Consider the following 22,195-nt stretch of genomic DNA (forward strand, 5'->3'; position numbering starts at 1 on the left):
ATCATCATGGACCACTTCGACCGCCGCCGAGGCGGTCTTTTTTGTGAGTTTGGCAGCTAGTTTTGCGTCTACCTCAACTGCCGTTATCGCCCTCCCCAAGTGGGCCATCGGGTGAGTGAGGGCACCGCTTCCTGGTCCGATCTCAATGATGGGGCCGGAGGTTTGTTTCACAAGGTCGATGATGGAGTTGATGATCTTGTGGTTGGTGAGAAAATTTTGGCCATGCTCGTGACGGCCGTGTCCGTATGCAGACATCAGGTGTGCTCCTTGGATTTGAAAGGGAGCCGGGCATGACAAATAGCCGCCCGGCTAAAGGACCGGAGCGGTTTTTGACCCGCGGGAGGGAGAAAACCGCCTTAGCGGTTGGTGAGCGGCCGCATGAAAACGGAACCTGAAATCAACATGGTTCTATCGTATCCAATTAATTTCGCAGGGTGCAATACGGTGAGAAAGAAGACAACCGCACCGCAACAGTGCAAGACCTCTCTGGATTGGAATTTGTCCTACCTTCGGGGCGTCATACAGACGCCACTGGCGTATTTTGTCTCTGGGCAACGAGGGGGAGTTACCCCCACCTCCGAATGTTTTTAAGGTGCACCCCTGATTACGCTGGGGTGCGGGAGTAATTCTGTCCGACCGATCGGACTGTCCAGCGAGGTCCCAGCAGATGATCGCGTCGATTTCGCCGCGTTCGAGGGATGCCACCATGGCGTCGTAGTTGGGGCGAGCCACATTCTTCTTTGACGCGGAAATGGACTGATCGACGTCGTTATGTCCTATGTCCAACGTGCAAGCCACGCTGCTTTGCAATGACTTCACAGTCCTGAGGCTGCAGGTCGATGGTGCGGCCATCCACGTCAGCGTCTCGTGAGATACGACGGCAAATAGGAGCGCGTGTTGTCAAACGCTATTAATAAGGCCTAGCTACACATTGAACTTAAATTCAACGCAGACGACATCCTCAGCCTGCTCGACCTCGCAGACCGCTAGCTCGCCAGCAGCCGCTTTGACACGAAGCTCCCACCGCCTACCGGGCGCGCAGTTCCACGGGCACAGCCTTAAAGTTTGCGGATACGCTCTGCATCAGCCACGAGGTTGTGCGTGAGCTTCTCAGCTTCAAGCCCACTCAAGTCACAGCTGTCAAAACGGGCCAGCCAGTCGGCCCGAACAGCGGGGGAGTCGAACCAGGTTGCGCGCTCAGTCTCAATATCCTCAATGCCGCTCAAGGTGCGGCCATCGCGGGTGCGGATCTCGAGGTCGTCGACAAGCGGCGCAATCGCTTGCAGCCCTGGCACGATGGCCTGAAAGCCCGACGTGTGGGAAACCTCATTGGTCCAGCGCGGGTAGCGGCTCACGCGCTGCGCCTCCAGGTAGCGCTGGACCACACCCAGTCGAGAAACCTCCTGAGCAACCGCCAGGCCCACGACCTTCACGCGGAAACCCGCAGACCGAAACTTGGCTATCTCACCCGCGATGAACTCCGGGTTGGACAGCGTGTTCTCAATGATGAGGGAGTGCCCGTGCTGACGGCCATACTCAATCAGCGAGGACATCCAATAGGGCACCGGCCCATTGGTGAGTACGTCCATGCGTAAGGGATCGCGCTCCACAATCTCGTCGAGGGCGGGGTGCAGCTTCCGAATCTCATCGGAATCAAGGACCGCGTGACCGTTCTTTACCGATTCAATGGCCGTTGATTTGCCTGACGCTGGCTGCCCCGCCACATAAATGACCTCTGGAACAGCCGGACCATGAGCATTCGATCGGCCGAAATAGCTGGCTTGCAGAGTCTTTAGCCGTTGCTCCATAACCTGCGGATCAACGGGGAAGTCAGCGGCAGAAAGCATAGGCTATGCCGCTTTGTGCTCGGAGGAGAGGGCTTCAAGCCGCTGCGCAAAGAGAGCCGCAGCGGATCGGATGGCTTCGATGTCAGTTGCATCAACCTCGCCAACCATGTCCTCTACCAGCCAGTTCTGGCGAATCCACCATTGCGATTCAACGTCGTTGCCTGCTTCAGCGGCCCTAGTGAGGTAGGCAGCTTTCAGCGAGGACGCAACCTCCTTCATGGCGTCGAAGGCTGCGTACTCGATCTCCGGGACTTTGGCGGTGCTCATGGCGCTAAGAATAGCAGCGCCACGGCGGTTTTAGCCGTTGATAATCTGCGGGTAGGCCAAGCCCTTGAGGCCCTCAGTGCCAAACTCCACGCCGTAGCCGGAGGACTTGATGCCGCCGAACGGCACGCGCGGATCTACGGCACCGTGGCTGTTGATCCACGTGGTGCCAGCCTCCAGCTGCGCGGCAACTTCCAGAGCGCGCTCACGGTTGGAGGACCACACGGAAGAGCCCAAGCCCACGTCAAGCTTGTTGGCCTGCTCGATGGCCCAATCCAGGTCTGTGTACTTCACAATCGGCAGTGCCGGGCCGAACTGCTCCTCGACGACCAGCGCGTTATCCGGGTCGATGTCCGCCACCAGGGTGGTGGGGTAGAAGTAGCCCGGCGCGTCGTAGTCCGGGTCACCGCCCAGCAGCACGCGGGCGCCGGAGTCCTTGGCGGCGTTGACGAGCTTGTCCACGATGTCGAACTGCTGCTTGTTCTGCAGCGGGCCGAGCACGTTCTCCTCTTCCAAGCCCACGCCCATCGGGGAGGCCTTGGCCACCTCGACGAGGGCCTCGCAAACGGCGTCGTACAGCGACTCCGGCACGTACACACGCTTCATCGCCGCACAGGTCTGGCCGGTGTTGATGAACGCGCCCCAGAAGAGGTCGCCGGCGATCTCCTTCGGGTCGGCATCATCCAGCACAATGCCCGCGTCATTGCCGCCGAGCTCCAGCGTGAGGCGGGTGAGGTTGTCGGCGCTGGCCTCCACGATCTTCTTGCCGGTGGCGGTGGACCCGGTGAACATGATCTTGTCGACGCCCTCGTGGGTGGTCAGCGCCGCGCCAACCTCACCGGCACCGCTGACGACCTGGAGAACACCCTCCGGCAGCACGGAGTTCACGACCTTAAGCAGGCCCAGTACGGAGAGCGGGGTGTACTCAGAGGGCTTGACGACGACCGCGTTGCCCATACGCAGCGCCGGCGCAATCTGCCAGATAGTAATCATCATCGGCCAGTTCCACGGACCAATAGCACCGACGACTCCGAGCGGGCGGTAGTTGACGGTGGCGGTGATGTCATCATCGACGGCGGTGTAGTTGGGGTGCTCGAAGGAGGCGGTAGCATTCAGCCAACCAGAGCAGGCACCGACCTCGAAGCGGGCGTTCGGGCCGTTGAGCGGCTTGCCCTGCTCACGGGAGAGCAGCTCAACGAGTGCCTCTGCATTAGCGTCGATGGCGGCGGCTGCCTTGGTGAGCAGCTCGCAACGTTCTTCGTCGCTGAGCTTGGCAAAGTCCTTCTGCGCTGCGCGTGCGGTCTCAACTGCAGCGTTGAGGTCCTCGACGGTGTTCTCTGGGGCGCGGCCAACAACCTCACCGGTGGCGGGATTGAGGATTTCACGGCCGTTTTCATCCGTGATGGCGTCGAGCAGATCAGCGTAGGTGGGGAACTGAGTCATGAGATCTCCTTGTGAAGCAGTCGAGGGCCCCGCGAACAAAGCCCAAAGAAACTTTTACCTAGGATGTTACCTGCACCACACCGACTCTATTGACTCTGAGTGCACACAATTTGTCCAAAAATGTGCCAGTTCTCACGATATGATGCCACTTATGTCTACTGCCGCTGTTGAGTACTTCGATATCGCGTCATGGCGCACCGCGTCATCCGAGTCTTTTGGACAACTCGACGTGGACACTGAGGACCCCTCTTCCTTTCACGCCACGCTGCGGTCAACGAAAGTGGGGGACATATCCCTCTTCGATATGTGCACCTCCCCGCACACCGTGAATCGCTTCAAGATAGCCGCCAGCGAGGCCCCCTTTTGCAAGCTCAGCCTGCAAATCACTGGATCCTCAACCATGAGCCAGGACGGGCGAACCTGTGAGCTACACCCTGGCGACCTAGCGCTGTATGTCACCCAACGGCCTTACACTCTGCGCTATCCGGAGGAGCAAAACACACTCATTGTGCATTTCCCGCAGAGCTTCCTCGATATTTCACCCGCACAGATCCAACGCCTCACCGCGAACCCCATCTCACGCTCGCATGGCCTGGGCGCGGTGGCGGTTCCCCTCTTTGAGCAGCTCGCGAAGAACCTCGATCTGCTCAAGGGCCCGCACGCCACGGCCTTGGTCCGCTCCGCGCTCACCATGTTGGTGTCGGTTCTCTCCTCCGACGTAGCCGGAGAACCCTCTGCAGGCACGCTCCTGTTCAACCAAGCCACCGCCTACATCGAGAAGAACTTGGGCGACCCCGACTTAGGCCCCAGCACCATCGCCCAAGCACTCTTTGTGTCCGTGCGCCACCTCCACGCCAAGTTCTCCGAACAGGGACTCTCCGTGAGTCACTACATCAGAACCCGACGTCTAGAACATATCCGCAGAGACCTCGTGGACCCGCGGTACTCCGAGGAATCAATCAGCCACATCAGCGCCCGCTATGGCCTGCACGATCCCTCGCACCTCTCGCGCATCTTTAAAGCGGAGTACCACAAGTCACCGAGTGCGTACCGCGCGGCGGCTAGCGGTTAACCACGCAGCTTGTTGATAACCTCGCGAGCGGTAGAGATTCCGGTTTCGATGGCTCCATCGACAACCACTCCACGCCAACCGGAAGCCCAATCTGCTCCAGCGAAGTGCAACGAGGAAGTCGAGCTGCGGAAGTGGTGCCAGCCCTCGGTGAACTGACCTCGACGCAACGTAGCCCAGGCCTGGCCTGAGTACTCATCTGCTACCCAGTCATGACCGGTGACACCAACAACCTCGAGATCTGGGCGCCACTGGTCGACAACCTTTTGAGCATCCTCAATGCTCTCCAAATCGATCTTCTCGTGATCGGAGCCAAAGACAACACAGATAGTCGTGTCATCGTCTTCGAAGTATTCAGAACGAAGCACGGATACGACTGCAGGCTGGGGCGCGTAACCGAAGATGTTGTGGTGGCCCTTGATCTTGATCCAAGCCTTGAAACCAGTCGAATTCCACTTCTGCTCGATAGTCTTCTGCGAGCCTTCAGGCAGACCCGGGGTGAATTTAATGTTCCCCAAAGCACCAACCGGAACCGTAACAATCACAGCATCCGCCGTCTCGGAGGTACCGTCCGCATACGTAACGGTGGCCGAATCTTCTCCGTGCTCAATCGCAGTCACCGCAGTATTCAAACGGATTTCTCCGGTTAGATCCTTTGCGATGTTGCCGTAGATACCCCGCATGCCATTGACAAGTTTAAATCGCAGCGTTTGCTCATCCACCAATGAAAGACGGTGATCACACAAGGCTGCCCACTGCTTGGCCATCAAAGAGGACCCCTGCTCTGGGTACCCGATGTATCCAGCCGACCAATACGCATTGCACAGATCCTTTTCTTCCTGGGTAAAGTCACCGTCCTCCAACGCATCGAGAACTCCAGCCTGATCTGCAGCCAGGAAAGCATCCTTCAATTCTTGAGATGCACCGAATTTCTCATCCAGCACAAGCAGCGGCTTGTGCGGTTCTGGGAAGAATTCGCGAGATTTCTCGAAGATCTTCTCCATCGGCCGCGCCAGTTTGGCATCCATTTCTGCTTCCGTTCCGGACTTCAGCTCACCACCGGCATACCAGTAGGCGGTATCTACAACGGGCGAAGCGATAATATCCTGGCCATAACGAGTGATTTCGGACCAGACATGCGGCTGATGCCAGTGCACCCATGTCGCGCCAATCTCCAGCGGGCGTCCGAGCCTATCGTCAGTCCAAGCACGGCCACCAATGCGGTCACGAGCCTCTACGATGTGATACCCAATTCCAGCGGTCTGCAACTCGCGTGCTGCCGTTAGACCTGCGAATCCCGCACCAACGACGATTACATGCTTCTTTTCCATGATTACCTTTCTGAGGTTTTAGATTCGATCAAGATTGTCTTGAAGACTTGCGTAAATATGCGGCCTAGCGTGCTTGAGGTATTCGCCCCACATCAGCCCAAGAATTCCGGAGGCGATAATGATCCCGGGCATGACCCACACGAGGGCATCCGAACCGGTGTCGCCAATCATGAGCGGGAAATTCATCAGCACCAAAATGAAGACAGCAACGAGTCCGCAAGCTGATACCAGCGGGGCAATGACCCGGCTGAAGAAGTTGTAGCCTTTTTCTTGCTTGTTGAGCCATACCATGATGGACACACTCACCACTGCGAGCAGGAAGACCAGGCCGAACGCCGCGGCGTTGGTCAACCACGTAAAGAGCGTCAGGACTGGGAATAATTCGCCCATGTCGCTGCCATTTCCCGCAATTGCAAAGCCACCTACTACTAGGAAAGCAATAGAAGTCTGAGTGAGCGACCCAGCTATAGGTGCTCCTTTGGACGATGACATCGCGAACTTCTCAGGAAGGACGCGTGAGCGCCCAAGGGAGAAGAAGTACCGCGCTGCGGCGTTATGGAACGCGACAAGGGCAGCAATAAGAGAAGTTACAAACAGGCAGTTCGCTATGTTGGCGGCAAACACTGAGTAATCGCCCAACCACACGAAGACCAGATCGGGACCAAGCTCAGTTGCCTTGTCGATGACGACGGACGGCCCCACTCCCTGCGCGAATGCCCACGCCGAAAAGGCGTAAAAAAGGGCAATCGTTCCCACGGCAATATAGGTAGCTTTCGGGACAGTCCGCTCTGGATCACGCGCTTCTTCTGAGTAGATTGCACCCGACTCAAACCCCATAAAGGCTGCAATTCCAAAGGCAAGGAGAACGCCTATACCATCAGTGAAGAATTGGCTCGGGCGTACCGTCTCCGCAGTAATGCCCTCTGGGGCAACGCCAAGAGAAAGAACTGAGACTGCAGCAACAACAACGAACTCGAGGGCTACCAATACGCCTAAGACTTTGGCGGAAAAATCAACATTGCTGACACCCATGACGGCCACCAAGAGCCAACCAGCCAAGGCGGCGACCCACCACGAGATAGTCGTTCCAAACCAACCGTTGATCAGATTGGCTAGAGAGAACCCGAAAATTCCATACAGCCCAACCTGCATCATATTGTAAGAAACCAAAGCCAGAATCGCGGCTGCGATTCCTTGGCGGTTTCCTAGTCCTTCGGACACGTAGGCATAGAACGCTCCAGAGTTCTGAATCTTTGAACTCATAATCCCGTAACCAACGGCGAAAAAGACAAGAATAATTCCAAGGACGAGGTATCCCCAGGGAACACCCAACAATCCAGATACTGCGAAGTTGGTCGGCACTCCTCCCGCAAGCACAGTAAGAGGTGCCGACGCCGCAATAATCATAAAGACTAGCGACGTTGTCCCTAGGCGCCCGGCGCCCAGGCCGCCCTTAAGTTCGGTGGGAGCCCGGTGCCCGGGCTGTACATTTCGAGCGGATAGCACAGGTGACTGCGTCGATGTGTCCACGCCAACTCCTCCTTACTAGCTATGTCGGCCCGACAATCCACCGGATAACCCCGGCAAATATCGGTGTGTAGCTAGTTATTGTGTCGTACCACACAGAGAGATGGTTGTTTGTGGGTGCTCACGATTTGACTATGAGTGCTGTCACACAACAGGGTTACGAATACTATGCAGAAAACAATAATGCTGACACCTCCCACCTAGGAGATGCCAGCATTGTCAGCGGCTAAATTAATGCACTAGTTATGCATTCGCGTACGGGTCACGCATAGCGATGTACTGCAGCGAGGTGTACTCGTCCAGGCCCTCAGCGCCGCCCTCGCGGCCCATGCCGGACTGCTTCACGCCACCGAATGGGGCAGCGGCGTTGGAGATGACACCAGCGTTGAAGCCCATGAGGCCGAACTCGAGGCCGTCACCGATGCGCCACATACGGTCGGAGTCCTCGGTGAACACATAGGAGGCCAGGCCGTACTCTGTGTCATTAGCAATCTCAATCGCTTCCTTCTCATCGGAAAAGGTCAGGATCGGAGCGATCGGGCCGAAGATCTCTTCCTGTGCCACGCGGGCATCACGAGGAACGTTGGTCAGAACGGTCGGGGCGTAGAAGTAGCCCTTGCCCTCACCCGGCTTGCCGCCGACGATGGCCTTGGCACCCTTCTCCACGGCGTCGTCGACAAGCGCGGTGATGTTATCCAGTGCCTTCTGCTCCACGAGCGGACCACAAGTGACACCCTCATCGAGGCCGTTGCCCACCTTGAGCTCACCGATGCGCTTAGCGAACTTCTCCGCGAACTCATCGGCGACGGACTCGTGGACGATGAAGCGGTTAGCCGCGGTGCAGGCCTCACCGATGTTGCGCATCTTGGCGCCCATTGCGCCCTCGACGGCCTGGTCGATGTCAGCGTCCTCAAAGACGATGAACGGAGCGTTGCCGCCCAGCTCCATCGAGGTGCGCAGGACGTTGTCGGCAGCGGCCTTGAGCAGGGTCTTGCCCACCGGGGTAGAGCCGGTGAAGGAAACCTTGCGCAGGCGGGAATCCGCCATGATCGGCTCGGAGATGGCCGAAGCAGACTTACCGGAGACCACGTTGACCACACCGGCAGGAACGCCGGCATCAATCATGGTCTGTGCGAAGTACTGAGTAGTCAGCGGCGTGAGCTTGGCGGGCTTGACCACCATGGTGCAACCAGCGGCAATGGCCGGGGCAATCTTGCGGGTAGCCATAGCTAGCGGGAAGTTCCACGGGGTGATGAGCAAGCACGGGCCCACCGGCTTGCGACGGGTCACCATGCGCAGGGTGCCCTCCGGCGCCGGCAGGGTACGGCCGTAGTCACGAACGGCCTCCTCGCTGAACCAGCGTAGGTACTCAGCGCCGTAAGTAACCTCACCATAGGACTCTGCCAGCGGCTTGCCCATCTCCAGGGTCATCAGCGCAGCGAACTCGTCCTTGCGCTCCTGCACCAGGTCAAAAGCACGGCGCAGCAGGTTGGAGCGCTCGCGGGTGGACGTGCGTGCCCACTCATCCTGCACGGCGCAGGCTGCATCCAAAGCCTTCTTCGCATCCTCAGAAGTAGCGGAAGCAAGGGTAGCGATAACCTCACCGGTTGCCGGGTTGTCCACGTCGAAAGTGGAGCCATCGGAGGCGTCTACCCACTCACCATTAATCAGCAAGCCAGTCGGAACCTTGGCCAGCAGCTCGTCAATATTGACCTTGTTGTTTTCACTCATGGTTCTTTTTTACCCTCCCAAATGGAATTTGTCTGCCAGTTGGCGTGCCGCACCCGAAAGAAGTTGAACATCCGCGCCAACCAGGGCAAATGATGCGCCAGAAGCCATGTATTTCTGGGCCTGCTCAAGGTTGAAGGCATTGACGCCTACCTTCTTTCCGGAAGCACGAACTGCTTCAAATGTGTGATTGACCGCCTCGAGCACATCCGGATGGGTCTGCTGACCCAACAGCCCCATCGAGGCCGCCAGGTCCGAGGGGCCGACGAAGATGTTGTCCACGCCTTCAACAGCCACGATCTCTTCCACGTTCTCCACCGCGGTCGCAGACTCAATCTGCACCGTGAGACTCACCGTGTCCGACGCGTTGGCGAGGTAGTTCTCCACGCCATTCCAGCGCGAAGAGCGGGCCAGAGCCGAGCCGACGCCGCGCACACCGCGGGGCGGGTAGTGCATGGCTGCAACGGCCGCTTCCGCTTCCTCGGCGTTATCAATCATGGGCACCATCAGATTCTGTACACCCAGGTCAAGGTACTGTTTGATCAGCGCCGTGTTATTCACAGGCACGCGAACCACACGCGTAAGACCATAGGCATCTGTGGCGCGGAGCAAGGAAAGAATGGTCTCCAGGCCATAAGGCGAATGCTCGCCGTCGATAAGCGTCCAGCTAAAACCAGCCGAGGCGATGATCTCCGCCGCGGCCTCCGAGCCGGAACAGATCCAGGCACCAACGAGCGGTTGCTCGGCCTTTTCTAGGACGTCTGCAAAGGTAGGCGGCAACTTTACTGGAATCGGCATGTGATGGACCCCAACTTTCCATAGTCTGCATGGACGGTATCGCCCGGTTCAACCCACATGGGCTTGGTGAAGGAACCGGCCAGAATAATGTCGCCGGCGGCAAGGTTATCGCCGTGCGCGTGAAGCTTGTTGGCAAGCCAAGCCACGCCCATTGCCGGGTGGTTCAGCACAGCCGCCGCCACACCCGTATCTTCGATGGACTCGTTGCGGTAGAGCAGTGCGGACACCCAGCGCAGATCGACGTCCGCGGGATCCACCGGGTTGCCGCCGTAGACCATGGCGCCGAGGGCTGCGTTATCCGAAATGGTGTCGACGATAGTGCGGCCTTCCATCTCGATGCGGGAGGAGAGGATCTCCAGAGCAGGGACGACGTACTCTGTTGCACGCAGCACGTCGAAGATGCTGCAATTCGGGCCCTTCAGCTCTTCCTTGAGCACGAAGGCCAGCTCGACCTCAATGCGAACATTGGAGAACTGCGCGTGCTCGATGGTGGAGCCGTTCTCATAGACCTGGTCTTCAAAGATGGCGCCGTAATCTGGCTCGGTGATTCCCGTGGCTTCCTGCATAACCTTGGAGGTCAGGCCAATCTTACGGCCGACGAGACGACGCCCGTCTTCAATGCCGCGGCGCACCCACTCGCGCTGCACTGCGTAGGAATCCTCGATGCTCATCTCCGGGAAACGGGCGGTCAGCAGCGGGACCATGGTGCGATCTTTTTCGGCTTGCGCCAGTTCATCTGCAATAGCGATGTGCTGTTTCTCATCCAGCATGTACTTCGCTCCTTAAGGGGTTGTAGAACGTATCTGTTCTGTTTAACAGGTTCGTTAAACCTGATGGTTTCACGTGAAACGACAACGCGGTCCCGCGATATGTGCGCTTTCTTCTCGACGCCGCGGGACCACGTTCATCAACCTGAGTGCTGAGGCCTGTTTAGAGCTGGTGTCCCAGCTTGTACTCGCCCTGCTTCCACTCCGGCATTTCTTCTGCATCTTCCTTACGGGTGTAGGAGAAGCCGTCTGCGCCAATGGTTGCCTCCAGCTCGGACTCGTCCTCGCGAGCCACCAGCGGCACTGGGTTGCCATCGAGGTCGAGGACGGTGGAGCCATCGCGGTACCAGGAAGGGACAACCGGGGTTCCCCACCAGTCACGGCGCTGGTTATCGTGGACATCCCAGGTCACGACCGGGTTATCCGGGTCGCCGGTGTAGTAATCCTGGGTGTAGATCTCCACGCGGTGGCCATCCGGATCACGCAGGTAGAGGTAGTAAGCGTTGGAGACACCGTGGCGGCCCGGGCCGCGCTCAATGCGGTCGGATTCGCGCAGTGCACCCAACTTGTCACAAATCGCGATGATGTTGTGCTTCTCGTGGGTAGCAAAAGCGATGTGGTGCATGCGCGGACCATCGCCACCGGTCATGGCGGTGTCGTGCACCGTCGGCTTGCGGCGCATCCATGCAGCGTAGACAGTTCCCTCCTCATCGCGAATGTCCTCGGTGGTACGGAATCCGAGCTCCTCCATGTACTTCACGGCGGCAGGAACGTCCGGGGTGATCTGGTTGAAGTGGTCGAGGCGAACAAGCGCGCCAGGGATGTGGGCATCGTATGCCCAAGCCAGACGCTCGACGTGCTCAACCTCGTAGAAGAACTCGTACGGGAATCCCAGCGGATCCTGCACACGCACGGAGTCACCGATGCCCTTAACGAAGCCATCCTTGTTACGGCGAACCTCGCAGCCACGTGCCTTGTAGAACTCCTCGGCGAGGTCCAGATCCTCCGGCGAACGAACCCGGAAGGAGAATGCAGCAACAGCAGCGACGGGGCCTTGGCGTAGCACGAGGTTGTGGTGGATGAACTCCTCGTAGGTGCGCAGGTAGATTTCGTTCTCGTTTTCCTCGGTCACGACGAGGCCGAGGGTGTCAACGTAGAACTTTCGAGATGCAGCGAGATCGGTAACGACGATCTCCATGTAGGCGCAACGCAGAATATCGGGGGCCTGAATGTCAGCCATGATGGCTCCTTAGATAGAAGTAGTGGTGGGGGAGAAGAGAGTGGACGTCTTAGTCCTGCTTGCCAAAGACCGGGTTGTGTACCTTGTCCAGGTTGATGTGGACGGCCTGCTGATCGGTGTAGAAGTCGATCGAACGGTAGCCGCCCTCGTGGCCCAGGCCGGAGGCCTTGACACCACCGAACGGGGTGCGCAGGTCACGGACGTTGTTCGAGTTGAGCCACACCATGCCGGCCTCAACGTTCTGGGCAAAGTTGTGGGCGCGCTTCAGATCCGAGGTCCAGACATAGGCGGCAAGGCCGTACTTCGTGTTGTTGGCCAGCTCGAGTGCTTCTTCGTCGGTATCGAACGGGGTGATAGCAACGACGGGGCCGAAAATCTCTTCCTGGAAGATTCGTGCATCCGGCTTGACGTCAACGAAGACGGTCGGCTGGACAAAGTTGCCTTCCTCGAAGCCTTCCGGGCGCTCACCGCCGGCGGCCAGGGTGGCCTCCTGCTTGCCGATCTCGATGTAGGAGGTGACCTTCTCGTAGTGCTCCGGGTGTACCAGGGCACCGACCTCGGTGGTCGGATCGGAGGGCAGGCCCACCTTCACGCGCTTAGCCTGGGCGGCGTAGCGCTCCACAAACTCATCGTAGATATCGCGCTGAACCAGGATGCGGGAGCCAGCGGTGCAACGCTCACCGTTGAGGGAAAAGACGCCGAAGATGCAGGCATCGATCGCGGTTTCGAGGTCGGCATCACTGAAGACGATGGCGGGGGACTTGCCGCCCAGCTCCATCGACAGGCCCTTGAGGTGAGGAGCTGCGTTGCCGAAAATGATCTGGCCGGTGCGAGACTCGCCGGTGAAGGAAATCAGAGGAACATCCGGGTGCTTAACCAGCGGGTCGCCTGCATAGCCTTCCTCACCGAAGCCGTTGACCAGGTTGAAGACACCCTTCGGCAGGCCGGCCTCCTCGAAGATGCCCGCCCACAGCTGTGCAGAGAGGGGAGTGAACTCAGCAGGCTTCAGGACGACGGAGTTACCGGTGGCGATGGCCGGGGCGAGCTTCCAGGACTCCAGCATGAACGGAGTGTTCCACGGGGTAATCAGGCCCGCCACGCCAATCGGCTTGCGGTTGACGTAGTTGATCTGGCGGCCCGGTACCTTGTAGGCGTCGTCAGCCTGGGCGACGATTAGGTCAGCAAAGAAGCGGAAGTTCTCCGCTGCACGCTTAGCCTGACCGTTGGCCTGAGTGATGGGCAGGCCGGAGTCGAAGGATTCCCACGCGGCAAGCTTGTCTGCGCGGCTCTCGACGATATCCGCAATCTTGTTGAGCACACGGGCGCGCTCACGCGGCAGTGCCTTGGACCACGGGCCGTTCTCGAAGGCCTCCTTCGCAGCAGCGACAGCCTTGTCAATGTCTTCCGGCTTGCCGGAGGCGGCCTTGATGTAGGTTTTATTGGTTACCGGATCCAAGACCTCGAATTCATCACCGTCGATCGACGGGACGAACTCGCCGTTGATGTAGTGAAGGATCTTCTCGGGGAGATCGGTGGGCTTAGCAGCATCGTTGTTGATAGCCATGGGTGATTTCGACTCCTTAGTCGTTTTTCTTGCGATAGGTGCTGAGAGTGGTCAGTCGGTGTTGCCTGGCCACTTTTTCTATGTAGGCGGGTTCCGCGCCAGCCTCGATGAGACTGAGCAATTGCTCGTGCTCGCGCGTTGACTCTTGAGCTCTTTCGGGCACATACCGAAAGGTAGAGACGCGGTGGTATTCCAATTGCTTCCACTGGTCCACCACCAAGTTCTTTAGCCTCTCGTTCGGGCACTTGGAGAAGAGAACGCTATGAAATTCTTTGTTGAGCTGGGTAAATTCTTCTGGATCGTGGTGGATATCGAGCTCCTGCATGCGCTGGTTGATCTCCTGCGCCCGGGCAATATCCTCCGCATCGAGATACGGTGCGGATTGGGCCGTGGCATTTGCTTCTAGCGTGGCCACGATGTCCATGGATTCGTAATAGGCCTCGCGATTGTAGGTGGTCACACTGGCACCGACGTTGCGCTCGTAGGTGACCATCCCTTCCGCTTCCAATTGCCGAATGGCTTCGCGGACGGGAACCACGCTGATACCCAGTTCCTCCGCGATTGTTGCTAACACGAGGCGATACCCGGGCTCATACTCGCGAGTACGAATCTTGTGACTTATCCAGTTATAGGCCTGTTGGGACTTGCTTTCCCCAGCTGATAGTGCAGGTTCCGTCATTGACCACCCGCCTTTCCATCACGGAACGCGATATAGGCTTCCTTATTCGCTCCGGTCGGCGGGAAGAGCCCATCCAAGCTGGCGCCTTCCTCCACTCGGGAAGCGACCCATTCGTCCTCGTGCTCCTTGGCCAGCGCAGCTTCGGCGACTTCCGCGGCGATGTCGCGAGGAATAACCACGACGCCATCGTCGTCACCAACGATGATGTCACCCGGAAGAACGGTGGCGTTGCCACAAGAAACAGCGATATCGCTGTCCCACGGGACATGCTTGCGGCCGAGCACGCAGGGGTGCGCGCCCTGGGTGAAGACGGGCAGGCCAATCTCCTTGACGGCCTCGTAGTCACGCACGCCGCCGTCGGTGACAACGCCGGCAGCACCGCGGACCTTCGCCCGCAGCGCCAAAATGTCACCGAGTGTTCCGGAACCGGATTCCTGGCGGGCCTCGATGACGATGACCTCACCCTCCTTGACGGTGTCGAAGACCTTCTTCTGCTCGTTGAGACCACCACCGTGGGACTTGAACAGGTCCTCGCGGCCGGCCACGAAGCGCAGGGTGCGGGCAACGCCCACCATCTTGGTTCCCTTCGCCTGCGGGTACACGCCTTCGATCACGGACTGGTTGATGCCGCGCTTGCGCAGCTGAGCGGACAAGCCGGCGGTCGGGGCCTTCTCCAGGGCCGCCTTGAGCTCTGGATCGAGGCCGACCTCACCCTTAGGAGGAAGGCCGGCGGATTCGCGGTCACCGTAGGCATCTTCGCGCTGCTTATCGTCCACGTAGGGCAGGTTGCCCAGCTGCGGATCGAAAGAGGCGGGGACCTCCTTCACGGTGGTCTTCAGCTTGCCGGAGCTCACGCCTCCTGGCACATCAACTTCGACCTCAACGACGTCACCAGGCTCGATGACGGAAGAGCCAGCAGGAGTGCCGGTGAGGATGATGTCACCGGTCTCCAGTGTCATGTGCTGGGAAAGGTCGGCCACAAACTGGGCGAGGGGGAAGATGAGGTCTTCGTCGGAGGACGTACCCTCTTGGACAACTTCTCCGTTGACCCACGTACGCAGGCGTAGGCCCTTGGGGTCGATCCCCTGGGCGTCGATAAGCTCCGGCCCAATGGGGGTGTATCCATCGCGGGACTTGGAACGGGTGTTGGAACCTTTGTCCTGCACCTTGTAGTCATACAGCCCAATGTCGTTCGACGCGGTCACGTAGGCAACGTGCTTCCACGCATCCTCAAGGGAGACATTGCGGGCCGGAGTGCCGATGATGAGTGCGATTTCGCCTTCGAAGGCCAGCAGTTCAGTTCCTTCGGGACGCTCGACAATCCCGTCCGACTCAGCCAGCGTGCTTGTCGCCTTGAGGAAGTAACTCGGGGTTTTGGGCCAGCGGCCGCGCTGTGCCGCGCGGGACTCAAAGGCCACATGGACGGCGATCATTTTGCCCGGTTTTACCGGCAAGAACTCAGGTACAGCCATGAAGAATCCTTAATTGTGAACAAATCCTTGCCCAGATCGTATATTATCCCTAGCACCACCGCAAGTGGTTCAACTCACACGCTTTTCCGTATATGGCACACCCCATGCCGAAAGGAATCACATCATGTCGCACACAGCTGTCACGCCGACAATTTCGACGGCCGAACGCCGCCGTGTCGTCGCCGCGACGACCATCGGTACCGCTATCGAGTGGTACGACTACTTCCTCTATGCAGCGGTGGCCGGACTCGTGTTCAACCACCTCATGTTCGGCCCGCTCGAAGGTGGCCTGGCCACCATCATCTCCTTCCTGACCGTTGGCTTGTCCTTCCTATTCCGCCCAGTTGGCGCGTTCCTAGCAGGGCACTTCGCCGACCGCTTCGGACGCCGCGTGGTCCTCATGGTCACGCTCATCGCCATGGGCGGTGCGACCACCCTGATTGGTGTTCTGCCAACCTATGAAACCGCCGGCATCTGGGCGCCGATTCTCCTCATCACCTTGCGCATCATCCAAGGCATCTCTGCTGGTGGCGAATGGGGTTCCGCGGTGCTCATGGCGGTGGAACACGCCCCGACTGACAAGCGCGGCCTTTACGGCGCAGGCCCCCAGATCGGCGTGCCCGCCGGCCTGCTGCTCTCCTCCGGCGTGCTGTCCATCATGAACACCATCGCGCCTGGCGACGCCTTCATGGACTGGGGCTGGCGCGTTCCCTTCCTCCTCTCCTTTGCCCTCGTCTTGGTGGGCTACCTCATCCGCATGGGCGTCGACGAGTCCCCAGTATTCGCGGAGATTGCGGAACGCGAAGAGGAAGAAGCCACCAACCCCATTGGCACGCTGTTTAAGAAGTTCACCCCGCTCGTCCTCGTCGCCGCCCTCGTCTTCGCGGGTAACGGCACCGTCGGATACATGACTACGGGCGGCTACATCCAGCGCTACGCCACCGACCCGGAGGGCCCCGTCGCACTCGACCGCGGTGATGTCCTCAACGCCGTGACCGTGTCTGCCTTCTCGTGGGCCTTGACCACCTTGTTCGCCGGCTTCATCTCGGACTACATCGGCCGCCGAAATACCTACCTCCTGGGATTCATCTTGCAGGGCATCGGCGCTGCCGCCCTCTTCCCGCTGGTCAATACCGGAAGCCTCGGTCTCCTCTACGGCGCACTCCTCTTCCTCACCGTGGGCCTGGGCCTGACCTACGGTGCGCAGTCCGCGATGTACGCCGAGCTTTTCCCCGCCTCTATTCGCGCCACCGGCGTCTCCATTACCTATGCCCTCGGCTCGGTCCTGGGCGGCGCCTTCGCCCCCATGATCGCCGCCGCGCTCGTCGAGGCAACTGGTACCACTTTTGCGGTGTCAGGCTACCTCGTATCCGCTTCGATCGTCGGCTTCATCTGCACCTTCATCCTGCGCGAACGCAAGGGGATAGCCCTCGGAGCAGAGCACGAGGCCGAGCAATCCCAGGGTCACTTCATCTTCAGCCCGCGCTAGACGACGCCCCTCCACCCATGCGCTCCCCTTTCTGCACAAGCCATTGTGCGCGGGGAACGCATCATATATGATTCTCATATACGACCCAGCTCACATCCTCTTGACGCCTTGAACTGAGTCACCAACTCAACGAGCGAAGCTCACATAGAAGTGGGGGAGCAGCCGCTACCCCCATCACTCTCTTTGTTCTCGTCAACTACAACCGCTAACTAAGGAGTCCACAGTGCAGTTCCACCACAACGGCTACGTTTCGGAAGATCCCCGCGTGCACGAGCCTGCCGGATACGGCATCGATCGCGTCGCTGAACTTCCGGATGAAATGGACGTTCTCATTGTGGGCTCCGGGCCAGCCGGCATGATCGCCGCAGCGCAGCTGGCCATGTTCCCGGACGTCAATACGCGGATCATCGAGCGCCGCCCACACCGCCTCGAGCTAGGCCAAGCCGATGGAATCCAGTCCCGTTCCGTGGAGACCTTCCAGGCCTTCGGCTTTGCCAAGGAAATTACAGAAGAGGCCTACGAGATCACGGAGATGTCTTTCTGGAACCCGGATCCGCAGGATCGGTCCAAGATCATCCGCGGCGCTCGCCCCATCGACGACGAGCAGGGCATCTCTGAATTCCCCCACCTCATTGTCAACCAGGCCCGCGTGCTGGACTACTTCGCTCGCTATGCGCACCGCGCCCCGGGCCGCATCACTCCGGACTACGGCTGGAACTTCGTCTCCCTTGAGGTAGGGGAGGGCGAATACCCGGTAACGGTCCACCTCGAGGATGTCGACGGCAACCCGCGCGACGTACGCGCCAAGTACGTCGTCGGCTGTGATGGTGCTAAGTCCCGCGTTCGCAAGTCCATCGGTCGCTCGCTCAAGGGCGACCAGGCTAACCACGCATGGGGTGTCATGGACGTTGTCGTTGACACCGACTTCCCGGACTGGCGCACCAAGTGCGCCATCCACTCCCAGGCCGGTTCTATCCTCCACATCCCGCGCGAGGGCGGCTACCTTTGCCGCGTGTACGTTGACCTCGGCGTGGTACCGGAGGACGATAACCACAAGGTTCGCAACACCCCGATTGAAAAGATCATCGAGAAGGCGAACGAAATCTACGCCCCCTATTTCGTTGACGTCAAAATGGTGGCGTGGCATTCCGTCTACGAAGTGGGCCACCGCCTCGTCGATGCCTTCGACGATAACGACGAGGACCCGCGTGTCTTCCTCACTGGCGACGCCTGCCACACCCACTCCGCCAAGGCCGGCCAAGGCATGAATGTCTCCATGCAGGATGGCTTCAATATCGGGTGGAAGCTCGGCCACGTTCTCGACGACCGCGCCCCGAAGGAACTCTTGACCACCTACCACGGCGAGCGTCAGCCAGCTGCTCAGAACCTCATCAACTTCGACCGCGAGTGGTCCACCCTCATGGCCACACCTACCGAAGAGCTCGATGATCCGGAGGCAGTGGAGAAGTACTACGTCGCCGCGGAGGAGTTCGCCGCTGGCATGATGACGCAGTACGAAGACAACCTGATTGTCGGTACAACACAGCACCAGGACCTTGCTACCGGCTTCCCGGTAGGCAAGCGCTTCAAGTCCTTTGAGGTCCTCCGCCGCTGCGATGCTTACCCTCAGCACCTGGGCCACCAGCACACCGCCGATGGCCGCTACCGCATCTACGCCTTTGCCGATGCCCCCAAGGCCGGCGAGAGCTCCACTCTGAGCGAGTGGGCCGAGAAGCTCGGTCCCATCCTGGCCGCGTTCACCCCGGAGGGAGCTGATGAAAATACCTACTTCGACGTGAAGGCTATCTACCAGCAGACCAACCATCACGACTATGAGATTCTTGACGCCCCACTGTTGTTCCGCCCGCGCAACGGCAAGTTCAACATTCCGAATTGGGAGAATGTCTTCAACGCTCTCCCTGGCGACAAGGACATCTTCGATGCCCGCGGAATTTCCCGCGACGGAGCGGTGGTCATCGTTCGCCCGGACCAGTACGTAGGCGCTGTTCTCCCTCTCGATGACCCATCAGCAGTCGAGGACTACTTCTCTTCCGCGCTCATCAAGCTCAAGTAAGCTCCACTCAAGTTCAACTAGCTTTACGCTTAGAGGGCCCAGCGTTGTGCTGGGCCCTCTTTTTATGTCACCGTCAAACCTTCACAAAGGTGCTAGACCCACGAACAGAAAGAAACCTAGGTGCTGCCAAACACAACACCTAGGTTTCACGTGAAACAACCACGGAGGATCGCTACTGCAAAAGGGTCCTATCGGACGTAGCGCCCTTAATCTTCGCAAACTCCGCCATGAGATCCTCCACCGTGAGCTTCGCCTTCTGCTCAGCGTCGGCGGAGTAAATGATCTCTCCCTCATGCATCATGATGAGGCGGTTTCCCACCTGCAGCGCCTGTGCCATATTGTGCGTCACCATCAGCGTGGTGAGCTGACCTTGTTCCACGATGCGCTGCGTCAAAGTGGTCACCAGCTCCGCGCGTTGCGGGTCGAGAGCAGCCGTGTGCTCATCAAGAAGCATCACCTTCGGGTTAGTAAAGCCGGCCATGAGCAATGACAGCGCCTGGCGTTGACCACCGGAGAGCAAGCCCACCTTCGTCCCAAGGCGCTCCTCCAAGCCCAGCTCGAGCGACTCTAGCTGATCCACAAAGACAGCCCGGCGCGCGGAATTGAGCCCCAGACCGAGTCCGCGCTTCTTGCCGCGCAGATAAGCGAGCGAGAGATTCTCCTCAATCGTCAGGTTCGGCGCTGTACCTGCCATAGGATCCTGAAAGACGCGCCCGACCTTCCTCGCACGCTTGTGCTCCGGCTGGCTGGTCACATCCTTGTTGTCGATCGAGATTTTCCCAGAATCCGGGGTGAGCCGGCCCGCAATCGAGTTCAGAAGAGTTGACTTTCCCGCACCGTTTGAACCGATAACCGTGACGAAGTCACCGGAGGCAAGCTCCAGGGAGACGTCGCGAAGCGCACGGCGTTCGTTGACTGTCCCCGGAAAGAAGGTCTTTGAGATCTTGTCTATGTTGAGCATGATTTAGGCCTTCCTTTTGCCGCGTACCCGCGTCATGCGAGGCACCAGGAGAGCAACAATAACCAGCAGCGCCGTGATGAGCTTCATGTCATTCGGGTTGAGGCCCACCTGGAGGGCGGCGAAAATAATGAGCCGGTAAATTACGGAGCCCAAGGCCACGGCCACCACGGCCAGCCACAGGCGCGACTGGGGGAGTACCGCCTGGCCCAGGATGACGGAAGCCAGACCAACCAGAATGAGTCCGATGCCCATCGAAATATCGGCGAAACCCTGGTACTGCGCGATGAGCGCACCGCACAGACCCACCAGGCCGTTGGACAGGGCCAAGGTCAGGATTTTGGTGAAATCGGTGGACACGCCAAAGGACGTGATCATCTGCTGATTGTCACCCGTCGCGCGCAACGAGAGTCCCAAGTCCGTGGACAGGAACCACACAATGAGCAAGCAGAGCAGCACCGAACCCACCGCAAGCAGACCCACTCCTGCCCAGGTTCCCATTACCGCGTCCAGAGGAGTAAATACCGAATCTTGCGAGAGCAACGGCACATTGGCGCTTCCCATGATGCGAAGGTTGATGGACCACAGGCCGATCATCGTGAGGATGCCAGCGAGCAGCCCGTCAATGCGGCCCTTCGTATGTAGAAGTCCTGTGATGCAACCCGCCACAAATCCCGTGGCGAAGCCAGCCAACGAGGCCACAAAGGGGTTGACCCCATTCGTAATGAGTACGCCTGCAGTGGCAGCGCCGGTAGTGAAGGAGCCGTCAACTGTCAGATCCGGGAAATCAAGCACACGGAACGTCAGGTAGACGCCCACGGCCATCACCGCATAAATGAGGCCTAGCTCGAGTGCACCAATCACAGCGTCTCAGCCTTATCGAGAATCTCCTTCGGCACCTCGACGCCCTGTGCCTTCACGGCATCCTCGTTAATGACGTAGGTGTACTCAGAGGCAGTTTCTACCGGGGTCTCGGCTGGGTCCTCGCCGTCCTGGAGGATGCGCAGCGCCATTTCACCGGTCTGGCGGCCCAGCTCCTTGTAGTCGATACCAATGGTGGCTGCAGCACCACCTTCGACGGCACCGGAGTCCGCAGCAATGACCGGGATGGTCTTGTCATTCGCCACCTTAATGAGCGAAGAGATACCAGAGACGACCATGTTGTCGGTCGGAATGTAGATGGCATCGACATCACCCAGTGCCTCCACGGCCTGGGGGATTTCCGTCACGGAGGTCACCGTCTGCGACTTCACTTCAATACCCTTCGGCTTGGCTGCTTCCGTCAGCTGCTCTACCTGCACCTTGGAATTCACCTCAGCGGAAGAGTAGACGACGCCCACAGATGTGGCGTCCGGCACCAGCTGGCTAATGAGCTCTACCTGCTCCTCGATGGGGGCGGCATCAGAAGTACCCGTGACGTTCTTGCCCGGCTTATCCAGCGCCTCCACGAGCTCCGCCTCGACGGGGTCCGTCACCGCGGTGAACAGAAGCGGCTTGTCCTTGATGGACTTGCTCATTGCCTGACCGGCTGGGGTAGCGATGGCCAGGTAGAGATCGTGGTTAGCGTTCGCCATCTGCTGAGAGATGGACACCGCGGTGCCTTGCTCGCCATTGGCGTTCTGAACATCCCAATCCACGTCCACGCCCGCCTCCTCGAAGGCTTCTTGGAAGCCTTCTGCGGCGGCGTCGAGGGAGGGGTGCTGAACCAGCTGATTAATTCCGATGGAGAAGGAGTCCCCACCTCCGGAATCCCCGCTGGCGCTTTCCGACGACGAGGAGCAGCCCACGAGGGCAACAGTGCTCAGAGCGATAGCTGAGAGAGCAGCAGCAGTTTTAGAGAACATAGTGGTCCTTTTCTACTCAAGAGTGACAGTAGTGACCGTTATTTAATCCTCTTTTCACCCTTTTAAGCAGCAGTTTTATGAATATTTTTCCCGCGCGGGGG

Annotated in this window: 20 protein-coding genes; 3 read left to right on the forward strand and 17 right to left on the reverse strand. The window is 59.1% G+C overall.

Annotated features, from left to right (window positions below; genetic code table 11):
- The 5 genes from HMPREF2996_RS11165 to HMPREF2996_RS11180 all read right to left on the reverse strand — a co-directional run.
- A partial coding sequence (locus HMPREF2996_RS11165) for an rRNA adenine N-6-methyltransferase family protein (protein ID WP_305764459.1) occupies positions 1-255 on the reverse strand: 255 nt, incomplete at its 3' end.
- A 153-nt stretch (positions 256-408) separates the two neighbouring features.
- Positions 409-852, reverse strand: a complete 444-nt coding sequence (locus HMPREF2996_RS13045) for a recombinase family protein (RefSeq protein ID WP_223845690.1) — start codon at positions 850-852, stop codon at positions 409-411.
- Between the two features lie 206 nt (positions 853-1,058).
- Complete coding sequence (locus tag HMPREF2996_RS11170) at positions 1,059-1,847, reverse strand: zeta toxin family protein (RefSeq protein WP_070731399.1); 789 nt, start codon at positions 1,845-1,847, stop codon at positions 1,059-1,061.
- 3 nt (positions 1,848-1,850) lie between these two features.
- Positions 1,851-2,114: a hypothetical protein gene (locus HMPREF2996_RS11175; RefSeq protein WP_070444618.1), complete on the reverse strand. Its 264-nt coding sequence runs from the start codon at positions 2,112-2,114 to the stop codon at positions 1,851-1,853.
- A 30-nt stretch (positions 2,115-2,144) separates the two neighbouring features.
- A complete protein-coding gene (locus tag HMPREF2996_RS11180; RefSeq protein ID WP_070731402.1) occupies positions 2,145-3,554 on the reverse strand; it encodes an aldehyde dehydrogenase family protein in 1,410 nt (469 codons plus the stop codon).
- A gap of 151 nt (positions 3,555-3,705) precedes the next feature.
- On the opposite strand from HMPREF2996_RS11180, the gene HMPREF2996_RS11185 reads away from it, so the two are divergent.
- The gene (locus HMPREF2996_RS11185; protein ID WP_070645216.1) at positions 3,706-4,626 is read left to right on the forward strand and encodes an AraC-like ligand-binding domain-containing protein; all 921 of its coding nucleotides are present in this window, start codon (positions 3,706-3,708) and stop codon (positions 4,624-4,626) included.
- On the opposite strand, the gene HMPREF2996_RS11190 is transcribed toward HMPREF2996_RS11185, so the two are convergent.
- The 9 genes from HMPREF2996_RS11190 to HMPREF2996_RS11230 form a co-directional block, all read right to left on the reverse strand.
- Complete coding sequence (locus HMPREF2996_RS11190; protein WP_049155561.1) at positions 4,623-5,954, reverse strand: flavin monoamine oxidase family protein; 1,332 nt, start codon at positions 5,952-5,954, stop codon at positions 4,623-4,625. The two genes, HMPREF2996_RS11185 and HMPREF2996_RS11190, sit on opposite strands and share 4 nt — an antisense overlap.
- 18 nt (positions 5,955-5,972) lie before the next feature.
- Positions 5,973-7,484 carry an APC family permease gene (locus HMPREF2996_RS11195; protein ID WP_049155564.1) on the reverse strand — a complete coding sequence of 504 codons (1,512 nt, stop codon included), beginning with the start codon at positions 7,482-7,484 and terminating at the stop codon, positions 5,973-5,975.
- 240 nt (positions 7,485-7,724) lie between these two features.
- Positions 7,725-9,212, reverse strand: a complete 1,488-nt coding sequence (locus HMPREF2996_RS11200) for an NAD-dependent succinate-semialdehyde dehydrogenase (protein WP_070444607.1) — start codon at positions 9,210-9,212, stop codon at positions 7,725-7,727.
- Between the two features lie 9 nt (positions 9,213-9,221).
- Complete coding sequence (locus tag HMPREF2996_RS11205; RefSeq protein ID WP_070645208.1) at positions 9,222-10,007, reverse strand: HpcH/HpaI aldolase family protein; 786 nt, start codon at positions 10,005-10,007, stop codon at positions 9,222-9,224.
- On the reverse strand, positions 9,992-10,777 hold the full coding sequence (hpaH, locus tag HMPREF2996_RS11210) for a 2-oxo-hept-4-ene-1,7-dioate hydratase (RefSeq protein ID WP_070444603.1): 786 nt from the start codon (positions 10,775-10,777) through the stop codon (positions 9,992-9,994). Before hpaH ends, HMPREF2996_RS11205 begins: the two co-directional genes overlap by 16 nt.
- 160 nt (positions 10,778-10,937) lie before the next feature.
- On the reverse strand, positions 10,938-12,014 hold the full coding sequence (hpaD, locus tag HMPREF2996_RS11215; RefSeq protein WP_070444601.1) for a 3,4-dihydroxyphenylacetate 2,3-dioxygenase: 1,077 nt from the start codon (positions 12,012-12,014) through the stop codon (positions 10,938-10,940).
- A gap of 49 nt (positions 12,015-12,063) precedes the next feature.
- Positions 12,064-13,578, reverse strand: coding sequence for a 5-carboxymethyl-2-hydroxymuconate semialdehyde dehydrogenase (gene hpaE / locus HMPREF2996_RS11220; protein WP_070444599.1), 1,515 nt, complete (start codon positions 13,576-13,578; stop codon positions 12,064-12,066).
- Positions 13,579-13,594: 16 nt separating this feature from the next.
- Positions 13,595-14,257: a GntR family transcriptional regulator gene (locus HMPREF2996_RS11225; RefSeq protein WP_070444597.1), complete on the reverse strand. Its 663-nt coding sequence runs from the start codon at positions 14,255-14,257 to the stop codon at positions 13,595-13,597.
- Entirely contained in the window at positions 14,254-15,729 is a 1,476-nt protein-coding gene (locus HMPREF2996_RS11230) for a fumarylacetoacetate hydrolase family protein (RefSeq protein WP_070444595.1), read from the reverse strand. Before HMPREF2996_RS11230 ends, HMPREF2996_RS11225 begins: the two co-directional genes overlap by 4 nt.
- 124 nt (positions 15,730-15,853) lie before the next feature.
- Between HMPREF2996_RS11230 and HMPREF2996_RS11235 the strand changes: the two genes are divergently transcribed.
- Positions 15,854-17,218: an MFS transporter gene (locus HMPREF2996_RS11235; protein WP_070444593.1), complete on the forward strand. Its 1,365-nt coding sequence runs from the start codon at positions 15,854-15,856 to the stop codon at positions 17,216-17,218.
- Between the two features lie 223 nt (positions 17,219-17,441).
- A complete protein-coding gene (locus tag HMPREF2996_RS11240) occupies positions 17,442-19,292 on the forward strand; it encodes an FAD-binding monooxygenase (protein ID WP_070731403.1) in 1,851 nt (616 codons plus the stop codon).
- A 172-nt stretch (positions 19,293-19,464) separates the two neighbouring features.
- On the opposite strand, the gene HMPREF2996_RS11245 is transcribed toward HMPREF2996_RS11240, so the two are convergent.
- Genes HMPREF2996_RS11245 through HMPREF2996_RS11255 form a run of 3 tightly spaced genes read right to left on the reverse strand, consistent with a single transcriptional unit; the run spans position 19,465 to position 22,094 of the window.
- Positions 19,465-20,253 carry an ABC transporter ATP-binding protein gene (locus HMPREF2996_RS11245; protein WP_070731405.1) on the reverse strand — a complete coding sequence of 263 codons (789 nt, stop codon included), beginning with the start codon at positions 20,251-20,253 and terminating at the stop codon, positions 19,465-19,467.
- Positions 20,254-20,256: 3 nt separating this feature from the next.
- Positions 20,257-21,114 (reverse strand): ABC transporter permease, encoded by an 858-nt coding sequence (locus HMPREF2996_RS11250; protein WP_070711367.1) that lies wholly within the window; start codon positions 21,112-21,114, stop codon positions 20,257-20,259.
- Positions 21,111-22,094: an ABC transporter substrate-binding protein gene (locus tag HMPREF2996_RS11255; RefSeq protein ID WP_070731406.1), complete on the reverse strand. Its 984-nt coding sequence runs from the start codon at positions 22,092-22,094 to the stop codon at positions 21,111-21,113. Before HMPREF2996_RS11255 ends, HMPREF2996_RS11250 begins: the two co-directional genes overlap by 4 nt.
- Positions 22,095-22,195: the final 101 nt, after the last annotated feature.

The sequence above is a fragment of the Corynebacterium sp. HMSC066C02 genome (assembly GCF_001814945.1).
GTDB lineage: Bacteria > Actinomycetota > Actinomycetes > Mycobacteriales > Mycobacteriaceae > Corynebacterium > Corynebacterium aurimucosum.

Excerpts from the sequence above, each read along its gene's own strand:
- HMPREF2996_RS11200 (WP_070444607.1), bottom strand. The coding sequence starts at position 9,212 with ATGAGTGAAAACAACAAGGTCAATATTGACGAGCTGCTGGCCAAGGTT.
- HMPREF2996_RS11190 (WP_049155561.1), bottom strand. The coding sequence starts at position 5,954 with ATGGAAAAGAAGCATGTAATCGTCGTTGGTGCGGGATTCGCAGGTCTA.
- hpaE (WP_070444599.1), bottom strand. The coding sequence starts at position 13,578 with ATGGCTATCAACAACGATGCTGCTAAGCCCACCGATCTCCCCGAGAAG.
- HMPREF2996_RS11180 (WP_070731402.1), bottom strand. The coding sequence starts at position 3,554 with ATGACTCAGTTCCCCACCTACGCTGATCTGCTCGACGCCATCACGGAT.
- HMPREF2996_RS11235 (WP_070444593.1), top strand. The coding sequence starts at position 15,854 with ATGTCGCACACAGCTGTCACGCCGACAATTTCGACGGCCGAACGCCGC.
- HMPREF2996_RS11185 (WP_070645216.1), top strand. The coding sequence starts at position 3,706 with ATGTCTACTGCCGCTGTTGAGTACTTCGATATCGCGTCATGGCGCACC.
- HMPREF2996_RS11245 (WP_070731405.1), bottom strand. The coding sequence starts at position 20,253 with ATGCTCAACATAGACAAGATCTCAAAGACCTTCTTTCCGGGGACAGTC.
- HMPREF2996_RS13045 (WP_223845690.1), bottom strand. The coding sequence starts at position 852 with ATGGCCGCACCATCGACCTGCAGCCTCAGGACTGTGAAGTCATTGCAA.
- HMPREF2996_RS11230 (WP_070444595.1), bottom strand. The coding sequence starts at position 15,729 with ATGGCTGTACCTGAGTTCTTGCCGGTAAAACCGGGCAAAATGATCGCC.
- HMPREF2996_RS11255 (WP_070731406.1), bottom strand. The coding sequence starts at position 22,094 with ATGTTCTCTAAAACTGCTGCTGCTCTCTCAGCTATCGCTCTGAGCACT.
- HMPREF2996_RS11175 (WP_070444618.1), bottom strand. The coding sequence starts at position 2,114 with ATGAGCACCGCCAAAGTCCCGGAGATCGAGTACGCAGCCTTCGACGCC.
- hpaD (WP_070444601.1), bottom strand. The coding sequence starts at position 12,014 with ATGGCTGACATTCAGGCCCCCGATATTCTGCGTTGCGCCTACATGGAG.
- HMPREF2996_RS11170 (WP_070731399.1), bottom strand. The coding sequence starts at position 1,847 with ATGCTTTCTGCCGCTGACTTCCCCGTTGATCCGCAGGTTATGGAGCAA.
- HMPREF2996_RS11205 (WP_070645208.1), bottom strand. The coding sequence starts at position 10,007 with ATGCCGATTCCAGTAAAGTTGCCGCCTACCTTTGCAGACGTCCTAGAA.
- hpaH (WP_070444603.1), bottom strand. The coding sequence starts at position 10,777 with ATGCTGGATGAGAAACAGCACATCGCTATTGCAGATGAACTGGCGCAA.
- HMPREF2996_RS11225 (WP_070444597.1), bottom strand. The coding sequence starts at position 14,257 with ATGACGGAACCTGCACTATCAGCTGGGGAAAGCAAGTCCCAACAGGCC.